Raw genomic sequence first — 14,021 nt, 5'->3', positions numbered from 1 at the left:
ATTTGATACCAACCATAAGCTTTATTTAACCTAAAAACATTCTAAAAAATTATTAGAGTAAAAACTAAAGGAGTTTTTATGCACAGAGTAATGTGTATAGTATTCGTACTGTTTAGTCTTCTGTCTTTATCTACAAACGGACAAACAAGCGGTAAATTAACTATTGAAAAAGCAGTTTCATTAGCGGTTCAGAATAATCCCGAACTAAAAACTTTACATTATGAAATCGATGCGCTTGGAGCAGCAAAGATCCAGAGCGGTTTAATGCCTAATCCCGAGTTTGAAGTTGAAGCCGAAAATATATTAGGAAGTAAAGACTTCAACGGTTTCGACAACAGTGAAATAACAGCGGTCTTGAGCCAGGATATTTTACTTGCCGGTAAAATAAGTAAACGGGTTAAAGTTGCCGAAACGAACATCTCGCTGGCTGAATGGGATTATGAAACAAAGAGAATAGAAATTATTACGGATATAAGAAAAGCTTTTCAACAAGCTTTAGCCGTACAGCTTCTGATTGAAAAAAACGAAGAACTTATAAAAGTATCGAAAGAGTTTGTTGTAAATCTGCAGAAACGGGTTGATGACGGGAAAATTTCTCCGGCTGAGGTATCCAGGGCTAAGATAATTCTAAACTCTCTACGGATTGACTTGAACCGTTTGAAATCGGAATATGAAAATTACAAATCGGAGCTGCTCTCGCTGATTTATCAGCCGGATTTAACTATAGACGAACTCATTGGCGAACTTGAATACCCAGTTGATGTTCCGAGTTACGACTCACTCTTAAACCAGTTGACGAATAACCCGAAACTCAAGAGATATGAAAGTGAGTATGACAAACAAACCGCAATTGTAAATCTCGAAGAATCGAAGGCAGTCCCCGATTTAACAATAAGCGTTGGATTCAAAAGATTAAATGACGCAAAAGCCAACACATTTTTGGTCGGAGCATCGATACCGCTTCTTATCTTTGATAGAAATCAAGGCGCAATTCAGGAAGCAAAAATTCGCGTAGATCAAAAGCAAAGAGAATACTTTTCTGTTAAAAACAGATTAACTCTGCAGTTAAATGTTCTTTATAAAAGGTTGAACACATTAATAGAGACCGCTGCTCAGTTAAAAAGCGAGTCAATCCCGGAAGCGGAAGACGCTTTCCAAATAATTAAAGAAGGAAATCTTGTAGGAAGATTTGCCATTATTGACGTGCTGGATGCCGAAAGAACATTGTTTGAGCTTCAGAATCAGTATCTGAATATTATCGGGCAAATTCATTCAACTCAAATCGAAATTGAAGGACTAATTGCAAAGGAAATAAATTAAGGGATTAACGAAATGGAAAAGAAAAATAAATATATATTCTTAATTATTGGTATAGCTGTTGGAGTAGTTCTAACCCTTGCGGCGGTGACATTTTTTGGTAAAAGTAGTGAAGATGTTCATTTGGAAGAAGCCGGGCATACCGAAGAAGCAGGAGAAGAACATACCGAAGAAGAACTTGTAGCTCTTTCCGATACCGAAATTAACGAACTCGGAATTAAACTTGATAAAGTCGGTTCAAAAAAATTACAGATGCATACCGATTTAACCGGCGAAATTGTACCCGACCCGAATAAACTTGCTCACATTGTTCCGAGGTTTGCCGGTGTAGTGAAAAGCGTTTATAAAGAAATTGGTGATAGAGTTAAAAAAGATGAAGTGATTGCAGTTATAGAAAGTAACGAAAGTCTTGTTACATACGAAGTTAAATCTTCAATCGACGGAGTTGTTCTCGATCTTCATATGACACCCGGAGAATTGATCAGAGACGACAAACATATTGTTACCGTTGCTGATCTAAGTTCTGTTTGGGCTGAATTGACCGTATATCAAAAAGATATTGATGATATTAAATTAGGGCAGAGCGCTCAAATTTATTTTAACGATATTGAAAATGCTGTAAATGGAAAAATATTCTATATAAGTCCTACCGTAGATGAACACACCCGCACGGCAACGGCAAGAGTACGTTTGAATAATTCGTCCGGTTACTGGAAACCCGGTATGTTTATAACGGGGAAAGTACTTACCGATTTTGTTGAAGTAGATCAAGCCGTAACTCTCAACGCAATTCAAAACTTCGAAGGACAGAAAGTCGTGTTCGTAAAAGATGGTGAAAGTTTTAGACCGCAGCCGGTAACTATTGGAAAAACGAATACAAATTACGCCGAAGTGTTAACCGGTTTGAATGCCGGGCAAACTTACATTGCCGAAGGAGCTTTTGTAATTAAATCGGAATTGTTGAAAGAATCGTTCGGCGGCGATGACGATCATTAATTTTAGGAGGACTTAAATGAATAGAATAATAGATTTTGCGTTAAAAAACCGGCTGCTGATCTCTGTTCTAGCGATAGTTGTTTTTGCGGGCGGTTATTTTAGCTATAAAAATTTACCGATTGATGCATTCCCGGATGTATCTCCTTCGCTTGTTCAGGTCTTTACAGTTACCGAAGGACTTGCGCCCGAGGAAGTTGAAAAGTATGTAACTTTTCCTATCGAAACATCAATGAACGGGCTGCCGAATTTGGAAAACATTCGTTCCGTTTCAAACTTCGGTTTATCCGTAGTTAATATTTACTTCGAGGATGGGACGGATATTTATTTTGCAAGACAAGTTGTAAACGAAAGACTGCAGGAAGCTCGCGAGCAAATACCGGAAGGATTCGGCGACCCGCAAATGGGACCTATCTCAACCGGAATGGGTTTGGTTCTTTTTTATTATCTCGACGATACAACCGGTAAATATTCCCTTACCGAACTTAGAACCATCCAGGATTGGATTATTAAGTACCAGCTTCAAACCGTTCCCGGCGTTACCGAAGTACTCGGTATCGGCGGATGGGAAAAACAATTTCACGTAGTTGTAGATCCCAATGCATTGCTACGATACAATATTGCGGTGAATGATCTGGTGGATATAATTAAGAAAAACAATCTGAACGTAGGCGCATCATTTATTGAAAAAGATGCCGAAGAATTTTTAGTCCGTTCGGTTGGGCTCGCAACAAAAATTGAAGATCTGGAAAACATCGCAATAAAATCCGAAGACGGTACGCCTATTTATTTGGACCAAGTTGCGAATATTGAAATCGGCGGGGCGGTAAGGAGAGGACTTCAAACAAGAAACGGAATTGAGGAAGTGATATCCGGTCAGGTAATTAAACTTTTTGGAACAAACTCATCAACTGTAATCAGCGATGTTGAAAAAAAGATGGAAGAGATAAACAAAACTCTTCCCGAAGGAATAGAGATCGTTCCTTATTACGAGCAAAAATCACTTGTTGAAGCTGCCGTAAATACCGTCACCAATGCTCTATTACAAGGAATCGCACTTGTTGCAATTGTATTGATTTTGTTTATGGGATCGATAAGACCGAGTATTGTTGTTGCAGTTTCAATTCCATTTTCAGTTTTATTCGCATTTATCGGAATGGAGTATTTCGGTATTTCTATCAACTTAATGTCCTTCGGCGGGCTCGCAATCGCCATCGGAATGATGGTGGACGGGAGTATTGTACTTGTTGAAAATGTGGACAGGCTGAAACGGGAATCATCACCGGATGAAAATTTTATTCATATTGTTGCTAAAGCAAGTAAAGAAGTTCTGCGTCCCATTATCTTTTCTATAATAATTATTATTACTGTTTTCATTCCTTTGTTTACTTTACAGGGAGTTGAAGGTAAAACGTTCAGACCGCTCGCTTATACAATTGCTCTCGCTATGCTTGGTTCGTTGATCTTTGCAATGCTTTTAGCCCCGGTGTATTCTTCATTCCTATTAAAAAAGAAGAGGAAAAAAACTAATGGTGATAAACAGAAGGAGAATTTAATAATCCGGCTGCTGCTAAAAATTTATAATCCCGTTATTAAGTTTTTTGTAAAGAACCGGATTGCGGCGGTAGTTCTGGGAGTAATAATTATTATTGCAGGAATATTTCTTTACCCAAGGCTGGGATCGGAATTTACTCCTCAACTTCAAGAAGGTACTCTGATAGTAAAAATTACTATGGCTCCGTCCATATCCCTTAATGAAAGCAAAAAAACAACAATGCTTATTGAAAAAAGAATAAAAGAGATTCCAGAAGTTGACGAGACGATTACAAGAATTGGGCGAGGCGAGGTAGGAGCACATACAGATCCGATTAACAGCGCCGAGTCATTCATTGTGTTTAAGGATGAGAGTATGTGGCGAAGCGGTATAACACTTGAAAAACTGGAATCAGACATACGTGAAAAGATTGAAGGTTTTCCAGGCATACTTGTTAACTTCACACAACCTATTCAAATGTCGGTTGATGAACTTCTAGAAGGTGTTAAGGCCGAGCTTGCAGTTAAACTTTTCGGGGAAGATTTAAATTTGCTAAAAAGTAATGCCGAAAAAATAGCAGGGGTTTTAAGAACAATCAGAGGCGCAGAAGATTTACAGATAGACCAGGTAACCGGTAAACCGCAGCTTAAAATTACTGTCGACCGCCATGCAATCGCACGTTACGGATTAAATCTTGCGGATGTTCAACAGGTTATAAAAACTGCAATCGGCGGAGAAACTTCAGGACAAATTTTCGAAGGTATTAGACGGTTTGATATTTTTGTCCGCTTAGCGCCGGAATACAGGAATAACAAAGCGGTTATCAGTGAACTGCTGATAAGCACGCCGACGGGAATGGAAGTTCCGTTAAGCCAGGTTGCTGATATTGAAGAAATAGAAGGACCACGACAAATCACACGAGAGCAGAATCAACGTTTTATTACAATTCAATGTAATGTTGTCGGTAGAGATATCGGGGGTTTTGTTGAAGAAGCTCAGAAAGAAATAGAGGAGGAAGTTTCTTTACCGGTTGGTTATTACACAACCTGGGGCGGGCAGTATAAACTGCAGCAGGAAGCGAACAAACGTTTTGCAATTGTCATCCCGATTACTTTATTGATTGTATTCTTCTTGCTCTATTCCAGCTTCAATTCAATGAAGAATACCTTGCTGATATTTATAAATATCCCGCTTGCTCTTGTTGGCGGAATCATCGCGCTTTGGTTAACCGATCAAAACCTTTCAGTGCCAGCTTCAGTCGGATTTATTGCGTTATTTGGTATTGCTCTGCAGAACGGAATGGTACTCGTTACATATCTGAATCAATTGCTGCGCGAAGGAATACCAATTGATGAAGCATCGATTGAAGGTGCGAAACTTAGACTACGCCCGGTATTGATGACGGCTCTTACAACAATGCTGGGTTTAATGCCCTTGCTTATTGCAACCGGCACCGGAAGTGAAGTTCAAAGACCGCTTGCTACGGTTGTTATCGGCGGGTTGTTTACTTCTACTATACTTACGTTGATTGTTTTACCGGCATTGTATAAGTGGTTCCCGGTTAAAGTAAGGACAGGTGAAATGTAGACACTAATTTCACTAATTAGCACGAATACTAAATATATAATAAACCTCGAAGGTAATTCCTTCGAGGTTGCTCTAAGTAAGAAGTAAGATAGAATAATGGGAGAATAAAAATGAAAGAAATAAAAGCAATAATAAGACCGTTCAAATTAGATGATGTAATTACAGCTTTGCATAAAATTGAAGGACTGCCCGGAATTACAATTTCTGAGATCAAAGGTTTCGGAAAATCAAAAGCTAAGGATTCCGAGGATGCAATAAGAGAAGGATTACACGATTATGTTGAAAAAGTGAAACTGGAATTAGTTGTTCATAATGATATTGTCGATAAAGTTGTGGATACTATTCAACGAATTGCCCATACAGGCAACCCCGGCGACGGGAAAATATTTGTAGTTGAGGTGAGCAACACTATCAAGATTCGTACGAATGAAAGAGGAGAAGAAGCAATCTGATATGGACGCTTAAATAGGAATAAAAATGGAATAGAATAATCATGAATCTTTTATTGATTTGTTGCATCTTACTCTATAGAAATGATTAAATATTTATTAAAATATCGTGCGTTATCGGTAACTGTTTTAGTTTTAGCGCCATTATTATTTTGGTTCGTCTATTCTGAAATGGGACAGTTCACTATTGCAGATGAAATTCCGGCTTCACAAGATTATTGTGAACTGGTAAAAGTAATAAAAACTGAAACCGGTAAAACTGCGCTAAGTGATTTATCCAAACTGAAAGTCGGGAAATCATTTTTCCCCGCTTCTATTGACGGGATAAACATACAACGTAATTCATATAATCAATTAGATATTAAACATTTCTACATTCCGCAAAAAACCAACAAAATATATCTTTTCAACAGCACTTTTCTGATTTGATATTACTCCTTCTCGGGATGCACAGGCATTCTCTCTTTTCAAATTATCCCTTATATCTTAAAAGTATATAATAAAGCATATAATAATAATATTTATAATTTATAAAAAGTTACAAGGAGTAATACAATGTTACCTTTAAATAAAAAATGGTTTGCCGGAATTGCAATTGTTTTTGCAGTTCTGCTTGTATCTTTAACATTATTTGCGCAAGAGCATCCAAAGGAAAATAACTCTACGAATCATACTTATGATTCTTCTTACCTGAATACCAATGTTCCGGAACAGTATCGGCTTAATGATGACCAAATAAGCCGGGTAGATAAAATAAAAGCTGAATATGATGCATTAATACAACCGGAAATTGAAAAATATAATTCGGTTAGAGATGAATACTTTAATTACCGGCAGCAGGATGAAATCAGCAGACAACGTATAAGAGAATATCAAACCGAGTTGAGAAATATTGAAGATAATATCTACAGCTTAAAGACGGAAGCCGCAAATAAAATAAGAAATATATTCGGCAAAACTCAATTACCCTATTATAACAACTCAGTTTATGATAATTGGTGTGATATCTGGGGCTGGAATTACAACGGTTATATGGATTATGGAACGAGAGACCACGGATATATGGATTATGGATGGGGCTGCGCTCATCGGGATCACGGAATGAGAGACCGTTGCTGCTGGTAATATGATCAATAATTAATTGAGGAATCTCCCGCTGAATAAATCAGCGGGAGGGTTTATAAAATAATACTTGAATTCTTTAACCAATACAAGAAATATTATGAAACAGATAAAAAACAAAACCGCATTTACAATATTTATAATATTATTTATTGCGTCTATTGTTAATGCACAGGAAAATGAAAAATATAGAGTAATTGCCGGAATTAGAGTTAATCCATTAGTGATTTATGATTTTGAAGGTACAAGAAAAGAATTTGTACGAATCCACGGGGAAGTTGGTGCATTAGTTGATAAACGTACCTATTTTTCTCTTGGTTACACACCTTTTACAAACAGTATATACTCTTTTAATGAATATTGGTTTATACCTTTTAATAAACCGTTACCGATTTCGGCGGTTATTTCTGCGGAGTATATGTTTGATGATGAAAAACTTATACTTCAGGGTGGACCAAATTTCAAATTTAATGGTGGAAACGGATTTTTATTCCTTTTCACACCCGCAGATAAAATTGACTGGGGTCTTAAAGTTGGTGTGTTTATCCCAATAAACATAATATTAGGTAAGGGCTGAAATTTATATAAATATGAGTGAGCAAATGCTTCTCCCTGGGTAAATAATTAAGAAACAATGTAAAATAATTCAAAAAGGAGTAACAAAAAATGTCACAAACAAATTATGGCTTCTCAAAAGTAGTTAACCTCGGTTACGAAGAAGCAATTGAAAAAGTAACCGAAGAATTAAAGAAGGAAGGTTTCGGCATTCTAACTGAAATTGATGTTAAAGAAACACTAAAGAAAAAGCTTGATGTAGATTTCAAGCCGTATAAAATTCTTGGCGCTTGCAATCCGCCGTTTGCTCATAAAGCGCTTCAATCGGAAGAACAAATCGGCTTAATGCTTCCTTGCAATGTAATCGTTTATGTAAATGAGCAAAACGAAACTATTGTTGCAGTCATAGATCCGATTGCATCAATGCAAGCAGTAAATAATGATAAACTTGGTGAGGTTGCAGAGACAATTCAAAGCAAATTGAAAAACGTAATTGACAGTCTATAAATTGAACTGTTCTATACTTTGTGAAATTTCAGATTTGTTGTCTGTAAAACATCATTAATTATTTTTCAAATCTCAAAGGGAGGAAATAAAATGAAACATCTATTAACATTATTCTTTTCACTAGCATTACTAATTACAGTCAAAGCACAGATGCACGGAGGCGGGCACGGTAATTTCGATCCCGATTCATTAACAGAAACAACTTTATCGGGAACCGTCATTATACAGAATGATTTTCAGCATTCGCAATATTTCTTAGATACAAACAATGACGGAACCGAAGACTACTACTTAAATTTCGGACCATATTGGTACGAACCGGACAGTTCTAATGTAGTTAGACCTACAGATGGTGAACAAGTTACCGTTACCGGCGGCTTACACGAATCTACTAACCTAGAAATCAGCACCTTAGTTGTTTACGAAATAAATGGTGAGTTTTGGAGAGAGCCGTATTATTCATATTGGAATAATTTCGACGGGCACGGCAGCGGTGGTCATGATGGAGGCTGTGGAGGTCATACTTTTGGAACACGGCACGATACCCTTGAATATGTTTTAAAAGAAGGAACAGCATTGGTTGATACTACATTTTTTATGAATCATTACTATCTGGATGTAGATAATGATACCACTGTTGACTATTTCTTGAATTTTGGTCCTTGGTGGTACCAACCGGAATCAGGCGCTGTAAGACCTGAGAACGGTGAAACTGTCACTATTGAAGGTGGATTAATCGACGGAGTTAATTTTGATATTATCGTAGTTTATAAAATTAACGGACAAGTTTGGATTGATTCAAGCAATTTCAGAAATGGAATTGGCGGCGGCTGGATAACCAACGATATGAACGATCAAAGAAGATTTCATAATCCTTATGATGCTGAAGATCACTTTACGGTAATGCCGGGATGGAATCAAGGCGGCGGACATCATGGCGGCGGTATGATGCCTAATAATTTATTTACTCAAATGTTGGAATTATATCCTAACAATATTCCTAACGCACAAGGTCAGGGCGCTTTTATGGCTTATGAATTCGGTGCTTTCGGTGAAAACGGTAATAATATGTGCGGAGATGGTTTCAACAATCATATGGGATTCAGCAGTCAATCTAATTTCCAATTCCATTATAACGATATTCAAATTCAAGGAAATGAAGTTGACGAAAATTCTATTGAAGTAAAATATTGGGATGGAGCCGACAATAATTGGAAATCGATTAGCAATGTTTCAGTAGATCAGGAGTCAAACACCATTACATATTCAAGCGAAGATTTATATCAGTATGTAATTGTAACAGCCGACAAAGTTACCGGTGTTGAAACAAGTGATGGGGCTGAAATTCCATCTGATTTTGTTTTAAAGCAAAATTATCCGAATCCATTCAATCCGTCTACAACCATTGAATTTACACTTAAAAGTGCATCTGAAGTAAATTTAAGTATATACGATGTTTTAGGAAAGAAACTTACAACCCTCACTGATGGTATTTTACAAGCAGGAACTCATGAAGTGAATTTTGAAGGGCAGGATATTAGTTCAGGTATTTATTTCTATAGCCTAACAGTAGGAAATACTAAAGTTGTAAAGAAAATGACGCTTGCTAAATAATTTTATTAGCACCTCTCATGAATTGGGAGGTGTTTTTTAATTAGCCCTTTATTTGATTTATAACGGGAAAGATTATGTTGTTAATAAAATCGATATTTTTTATTTTTCCTTGCCGGACTTGCCGAAATTGGCGGCGGTTATCTCGTTTGGCTTTGGCTGCGTGTAGAAGGAAGTATCTGGCTTGGGTTAATCGGCGGAATAATTTTAGTTTTTTACGGAATTATTCCTACACTCCAATCCTCTCTTAACTTCGGCAGAATTTACGCGGCTTATGGCGGTGTGTTTGTGGTAATGTCGATTTTATGGGGCTGGACAATTGACGGCAAAGCCCCCGATAATTATGATTTGATCGGCGCTGCAATTTGTATTGTGGGAATAGCTGTCATTATGTACGCACCGAGGAGTGTTTAAATGAAAAATATAATTTATGAATCAACTATAAAATGCCCCAATTGCGGATTTGAAGAACTGCTGATAATGCCGGAAGATGCTTGTATGCATTTTTACGAGTGCGAAAACTGCAAGCAATTATTAAAACCTTTGAAAGGCGACTGCTGCGTTTTCTGTTCATACGGTTCGGTTGTTTGTCCGCCAAAACAGAAAGAGAATAAAGGTTGTTGAAAAAATAAAAGAAGGTAAGATGTCACAAGATCATTCGCATACGCACGAAGTAAAAGATTTCGGCAAAGCATTCGCAATCGGTATTGCATTGAATATTGTTTATATAGTTGTTGAAGTAATATACGGCTTAATAGTAAACTCATTAGCTTTGATTGCCGATGCCGGGCATAACCTTAGCGATGTTCTGGGATTAGTAATTGCTTGGGTAGCGAGTTATCTGGTTAAAAAATCCACAACTGAAAAATATACTTACGGATTAAAAAAATCTTCCGTACTTGCAGCGTTCTTAAACGCAATGATTCTTTTGGTCGCTATCGGAATAATAATTTGGGAAGCAATCGGGAGATTTGCCGAACCACAGCAAATTGAAGGAACCACAATTATGATAGTTGCCGGAATAGGTGTTGTGATCAATGCAGCAACCGCATTTCTCTTTTTCTCCGGTAGAAAGCAGGACTTAAATATAAAAGGTGCGTTTCTTCATATGGCCGCCGACGCCGGAATTTCTCTCGGCGTTGTAATAGTGGGAGTTGTGTTAACTTTTACAAATTTGTACTGGCTCGATCCGGTAGTAAGTATTGTAATAGCATTGATTATATTTTGGGGCACCTGGGATTTACTGAAAGATTCCACAAGCTTAGCGCTCGATGCCGTTCCTAAAGACATAGACAAAGAAGAGGTTGAAAATTATCTTAATTCTTTACGGGAAGTAGAGAACTTTCACGATCTGCATATTTGGGCAATGAGTACTACTGAAACCGCTCTTACTGTTCACGCAGTAGCTAAAGAAAACTGTCGCAGCAATGAGCTAATTAACAAAATAAGCGAAGCTCTCAGAGATAAATTCAATATAGTGCATACAACAATTCAAATAGAAGAACCGGGAGATAAAGATTGCAATCAGAATCATATTTAACGAAATCGACTTACCGAATTTCAAAAATGGATTGCTCCGCCGAAGAGCAGATGGTAAGAATGAAATTGGAAAGTTTGAGTAATATCAAAAAATTAGATTTCGATCTTACTAACAGAACTCTATCCGTAATTCATTCGGGTGATAATGAAAAAATAACCGAAAGTATAGATGAGTTGAATTTGGATTCATCTTTAATTGAATGCAAACCAATCGACGAGTCGAAAAGCATTCTCGCCGAAGAATCGAATCAGACCAAACTCTTGTGGACTGTTCTGATCATCAACTTTGCATTTTTTGTTATAGAAATGACAACCGGATTGATTTCAAAATCGATGGGACTTGTTGCCGATTCACTCGATATGTTTGCCGATGCCGCTGTTTACGGGTTGAGTCTGCTTGCAGTCGGTAAAGCGATCTCAAGGAAAAAGTTAGTAGCAAAGTTAGCCGGCTATTTTCAATTTACCTTAGCTGTAATTGGGTTTATCGAAGTTGTGAGGAGATTCATCGGATTTGAGGGCTTGCCCGATTTCCAAACAATGATAATAGTTTCAATCTTTGCATTGATCGGTAATGTCGCTTCGCTGATAATTCTGCAGAAAACAAAAAGTAAAGAAGCACACGTTCAGGCAAGTATGATTTTCACTTCGAACGATATAATTGTAAACGGCGGAGTGATTGCTGCCGGTATACTGGTGAGTTTGCTTAATTCAAAAATACCCGATTTAATTATCGGAGCAATTGTTTTTAGTGTTGTTATACGGGGTTCGTTTAGGATTTTGAAACTCGCCAAATAATTTTCATAAAAAGAATTCTAAGTTAATCGAAAGCGCCGAACATAGTAATGTCAAAGAACTTACCGATTTAGCTCTATCTGCTGATAAAGTTATTACATATTAAAGTAAACACAAGATAACCCGTTCAAAGTAATTGTCGTGTAAGAAATAGGAATATATGCATTGTAGATATTATTGCGATATGTGACTATAACAGATTTACTGCTTCTCTTAAGTTATCCTTCTGCAAATGGGAATAAATTTGAGTTGTTTTAATATTTCCGTGACCTAGCAATTCTTTAACAGCATAAAGAGAAATTCCACGTTGAACAAGAGCAGAAGCGAAAGAATGGCGGATCGTATGGAAATGAATTTTATCATTTAGTTTTGCTGCTCTTACTGCTTTCTTAAATTGTTTGCTTACAAAATCTTCATTTAACTTTATTCCTTCGTATCGAGAAAAAACAAGGGCGTCTTCAAACTTACCCAACTGATAACGGTTTTTTAGAATGGTTTGTACTTTTTGATGAATGGGGATTATTCTTTCACGCTTGTTTTTGGAATTGAATTCGCTTGAGTTTTTAACAGTGATGATATTTTCTGTGAAGTCAATCCAATTCCATTTCATATTAACTAATTCACCGAGACGCATACCGGTATAAAATGCGGTTGTAAAAATATCTTTCATTAGCTGCATTTGAGTATTGTTAAGAATAAGAATTAGTTCACTTTCTGAAATAAACACAGGAAAGGATTGCGGAACTTTGGGAGCTTTAATTTTATCGAAAGGATTAGCTTCAAGATAATTCCAAACTACAGCTTTATTAAATGCTGCTTTTAGGGTGCGGTGGTAAAGTGACGCTGAATGTTTGGAACTTGCTGAGGCTGAGGATATAAATTGATCAATGATTCTTGTTGATATATGAATAAGCGGTATATCTTTTATGTGTTTTTGTAAAGCTGCAAAAGAAGGTTTGACAGCTTTTTTAAGATACTTTTCTGAATAAGTATTGCTTACATAAGTTTTATATTCTTTAACGAAGCTACTGAGTTTTATAGAAACTTTTTTCTCTTTTGGTTCTTCCGGTTCAACCTTCTTTTCTTTTGGTTTAGGAGTAAAGGATTTTAGAAATTTTTCCGCTTCCCTTTTGTCGGTTGTCTTTGTAGAAATTTTGGTTCTCTTACCATTTACAAAATAGATAACTTGGTAATACGGTGATTTTGTATCTCTTGAAAGAAACATAATAATACTCCTTCAAGGATGTACCGACTATGTACCGACTGCCGAAAAGCTGGGAATTGACAGCAGGATTGCAGAAATCCCACTGTCTGTCACGCAGGAGGTCGCGAGTTCGAGTCTCGTCGGCCCCGCCAAGAAACTCGCATTAAGCGGGTTTTTTTGTTTTAAATGGATAAGACAATGCAGTGGTATACGTATATAATTTATTCTTCATCGACTGACAGATATTATGTTGGACACACACAAGATTTGACCCTGAGACTTGAACGACATAATTCTGGTAATAGCCGATCGACAAAACACGGCATACCATGGGAGCTTGTATACTTTGAAAGTTACTCATCAAAGTCAGAGGCGATGAAGAGGGAATATGAAATTAAGAGGAAAAGTAACGAATATATTTAAGCATTAGTATTCAGATTATTCAAGTTCATAAAAAATTTTTTAAGTAACTCATAAGTAATTATGCAACATTTTTCGATTTTCAACAGTGATTTAAGAGCATCTTTGATTTAGTGATGTATTCCATAGCCTTTAACTCAGTTGATATTCTGTCTAGTTCTCGGTAATGAAACTGCTACCCTTTTAGCCTGCTCAATTATTTATTTAGGATATAATTGTATAATATCTCAAATAAATTTAATTTGAATTTATACACTATTTTAGTAGATTTATTCATGTATCTATTTGGTTGTTGGAAAATTTACTTTAATAATAAGAAACCTCTGAAAAATTATCCAGAATTTAAAAACTTTTTAATGAAAAGCGTTGTAAGAGAATAAACAAAAAAGAG

14 protein-coding genes and 1 pseudogene are annotated in these 14,021 nt (G+C 36.7%); 14 read left to right on the top strand and 1 reads right to left on the bottom strand.

Annotated elements, in window-relative coordinates; genetic code table 11:
• Positions 1-78 precede the first annotated feature (78 nt).
• The 13 genes and pseudogenes from ACSSV9_RS07820 to ACSSV9_RS07760 all read left to right on the top strand — a co-directional run bounded on the left by ACSSV9_RS07820 (position 79) and on the right by ACSSV9_RS07760 (position 12,009).
• Entirely contained in the window at positions 79-1,320 is a 1,242-nt protein-coding gene (locus ACSSV9_RS07820) for a TolC family protein (protein ID WP_437346690.1), read from the top strand.
• 12 nt (positions 1,321-1,332) lie between these two features.
• Positions 1,333-2,313 (top strand): efflux RND transporter periplasmic adaptor subunit, encoded by a 981-nt coding sequence (locus ACSSV9_RS07815; protein WP_437346689.1) that lies wholly within the window; start codon positions 1,333-1,335, stop codon positions 2,311-2,313.
• Between the two features lie 16 nt (positions 2,314-2,329).
• The gene (locus ACSSV9_RS07810; RefSeq protein ID WP_437346688.1) at positions 2,330-5,431 is read left to right on the top strand and encodes an efflux RND transporter permease subunit; all 3,102 of its coding nucleotides are present in this window, start codon (positions 2,330-2,332) and stop codon (positions 5,429-5,431) included.
• 110 nt (positions 5,432-5,541) lie between these two features.
• Positions 5,542-5,883 carry a P-II family nitrogen regulator gene (locus ACSSV9_RS07805; protein WP_437346687.1) on the top strand — a complete coding sequence of 114 codons (342 nt, stop codon included), beginning with the start codon at positions 5,542-5,544 and terminating at the stop codon, positions 5,881-5,883.
• Between the two features lie 168 nt (positions 5,884-6,051).
• Positions 6,052-6,309: a hypothetical protein gene (locus ACSSV9_RS07800; RefSeq protein WP_437346686.1), complete on the top strand. Its 258-nt coding sequence runs from the start codon at positions 6,052-6,054 to the stop codon at positions 6,307-6,309.
• Positions 6,310-6,435: 126 nt separating this feature from the next.
• Positions 6,436-7,005 (top strand): hypothetical protein, encoded by a 570-nt coding sequence (locus ACSSV9_RS07795; protein ID WP_437346685.1) that lies wholly within the window; start codon positions 6,436-6,438, stop codon positions 7,003-7,005.
• Positions 7,006-7,102: 97 nt separating this feature from the next.
• The gene (locus ACSSV9_RS07790; RefSeq protein ID WP_437346684.1) at positions 7,103-7,579 is read left to right on the top strand and encodes a hypothetical protein; all 477 of its coding nucleotides are present in this window, start codon (positions 7,103-7,105) and stop codon (positions 7,577-7,579) included.
• A gap of 89 nt (positions 7,580-7,668) precedes the next feature.
• On the top strand, positions 7,669-8,064 hold the full coding sequence (locus ACSSV9_RS07785) for a DUF302 domain-containing protein (RefSeq protein ID WP_437346683.1): 396 nt from the start codon (positions 7,669-7,671) through the stop codon (positions 8,062-8,064).
• Positions 8,065-8,154: 90 nt separating this feature from the next.
• On the top strand, positions 8,155-9,678 hold the full coding sequence (locus ACSSV9_RS07780; RefSeq protein ID WP_437346682.1) for a T9SS type A sorting domain-containing protein: 1,524 nt from the start codon (positions 8,155-8,157) through the stop codon (positions 9,676-9,678).
• A gap of 99 nt (positions 9,679-9,777) precedes the next feature.
• Positions 9,778-10,089: pseudogene (locus ACSSV9_RS07775) on the top strand (YnfA family protein); the annotation flags it as partial.
• Positions 10,090-10,299: a GDCCVxC domain-containing (seleno)protein gene (locus ACSSV9_RS07770; RefSeq protein ID WP_437346681.1), complete on the top strand. Its 210-nt coding sequence runs from the start codon at positions 10,090-10,092 to the stop codon at positions 10,297-10,299.
• A 19-nt stretch (positions 10,300-10,318) separates the two neighbouring features.
• Positions 10,319-11,215 carry a cation diffusion facilitator family transporter gene (locus tag ACSSV9_RS07765; RefSeq protein ID WP_437346680.1) on the top strand — a complete coding sequence of 299 codons (897 nt, stop codon included), beginning with the start codon at positions 10,319-10,321 and terminating at the stop codon, positions 11,213-11,215.
• A 26-nt stretch (positions 11,216-11,241) separates the two neighbouring features.
• Complete coding sequence (locus ACSSV9_RS07760; RefSeq protein ID WP_437346679.1) at positions 11,242-12,009, top strand: cation efflux transmembrane domain-containing protein; 768 nt, start codon at positions 11,242-11,244, stop codon at positions 12,007-12,009.
• Positions 12,010-12,196: 187 nt separating this feature from the next.
• Here the strand turns inward: ACSSV9_RS07760 and ACSSV9_RS07755 are convergent, their stop codons facing one another.
• A complete protein-coding gene (locus tag ACSSV9_RS07755; RefSeq protein ID WP_437346678.1) occupies positions 12,197-13,231 on the bottom strand; it encodes a tyrosine-type recombinase/integrase in 1,035 nt (344 codons plus the stop codon).
• 165 nt (positions 13,232-13,396) lie between these two features.
• On the opposite strand from ACSSV9_RS07755, the gene ACSSV9_RS07750 reads away from it, so the two are divergent.
• Positions 13,397-13,633, top strand: coding sequence for a GIY-YIG nuclease family protein (locus ACSSV9_RS07750; protein ID WP_437346677.1), 237 nt, complete (start codon positions 13,397-13,399; stop codon positions 13,631-13,633).
• The last annotated feature ends 388 nt before the right edge of the window (positions 13,634-14,021 follow it).

The sequence above is a fragment of the Melioribacter sulfuriphilus genome, assembly GCF_051488685.1.
GTDB lineage: Bacteria > Bacteroidota > Ignavibacteria > Ignavibacteriales > Melioribacteraceae > Melioribacter.
The sequence above is the reverse complement of the archived record's forward strand: the minus strand, read 5'-3'. Positions and strand labels throughout refer to the sequence as shown.

What these genes read in the sequence shown, in the direction of transcription:
- ACSSV9_RS07810 (WP_437346688.1), top strand. Translation starts at nt 2,330, where the DNA reads ATGAATAGAATAATAGATTTTGCGTTAAAAAACCGGCTGCTGATCTCT.
- ACSSV9_RS07780 (WP_437346682.1), top strand. Translation starts at nt 8,155, where the DNA reads ATGAAACATCTATTAACATTATTCTTTTCACTAGCATTACTAATTACA.
- ACSSV9_RS07750 (WP_437346677.1), top strand. Translation starts at nt 13,397, where the DNA reads ATGGATAAGACAATGCAGTGGTATACGTATATAATTTATTCTTCATCG.
- ACSSV9_RS07785 (WP_437346683.1), top strand. Translation starts at nt 7,669, where the DNA reads ATGTCACAAACAAATTATGGCTTCTCAAAAGTAGTTAACCTCGGTTAC.
- ACSSV9_RS07765 (WP_437346680.1), top strand. Translation starts at nt 10,319, where the DNA reads ATGTCACAAGATCATTCGCATACGCACGAAGTAAAAGATTTCGGCAAA.
- ACSSV9_RS07760 (WP_437346679.1), top strand. Translation starts at nt 11,242, where the DNA reads ATGGATTGCTCCGCCGAAGAGCAGATGGTAAGAATGAAATTGGAAAGT.
- ACSSV9_RS07770 (WP_437346681.1), top strand. Translation starts at nt 10,090, where the DNA reads ATGAAAAATATAATTTATGAATCAACTATAAAATGCCCCAATTGCGGA.
- ACSSV9_RS07790 (WP_437346684.1), top strand. Translation starts at nt 7,103, where the DNA reads ATGAAACAGATAAAAAACAAAACCGCATTTACAATATTTATAATATTA.
- ACSSV9_RS07820 (WP_437346690.1), top strand. Translation starts at nt 79, where the DNA reads ATGCACAGAGTAATGTGTATAGTATTCGTACTGTTTAGTCTTCTGTCT.
- ACSSV9_RS07755 (WP_437346678.1), bottom strand. Translation starts at nt 13,231, where the DNA reads ATGTTTCTTTCAAGAGATACAAAATCACCGTATTACCAAGTTATCTAT.
- ACSSV9_RS07815 (WP_437346689.1), top strand. Translation starts at nt 1,333, where the DNA reads ATGGAAAAGAAAAATAAATATATATTCTTAATTATTGGTATAGCTGTT.
- ACSSV9_RS07805 (WP_437346687.1), top strand. Translation starts at nt 5,542, where the DNA reads ATGAAAGAAATAAAAGCAATAATAAGACCGTTCAAATTAGATGATGTA.
- ACSSV9_RS07795 (WP_437346685.1), top strand. Translation starts at nt 6,436, where the DNA reads ATGTTACCTTTAAATAAAAAATGGTTTGCCGGAATTGCAATTGTTTTT.
- ACSSV9_RS07800 (WP_437346686.1), top strand. Translation starts at nt 6,052, where the DNA reads ATGGGACAGTTCACTATTGCAGATGAAATTCCGGCTTCACAAGATTAT.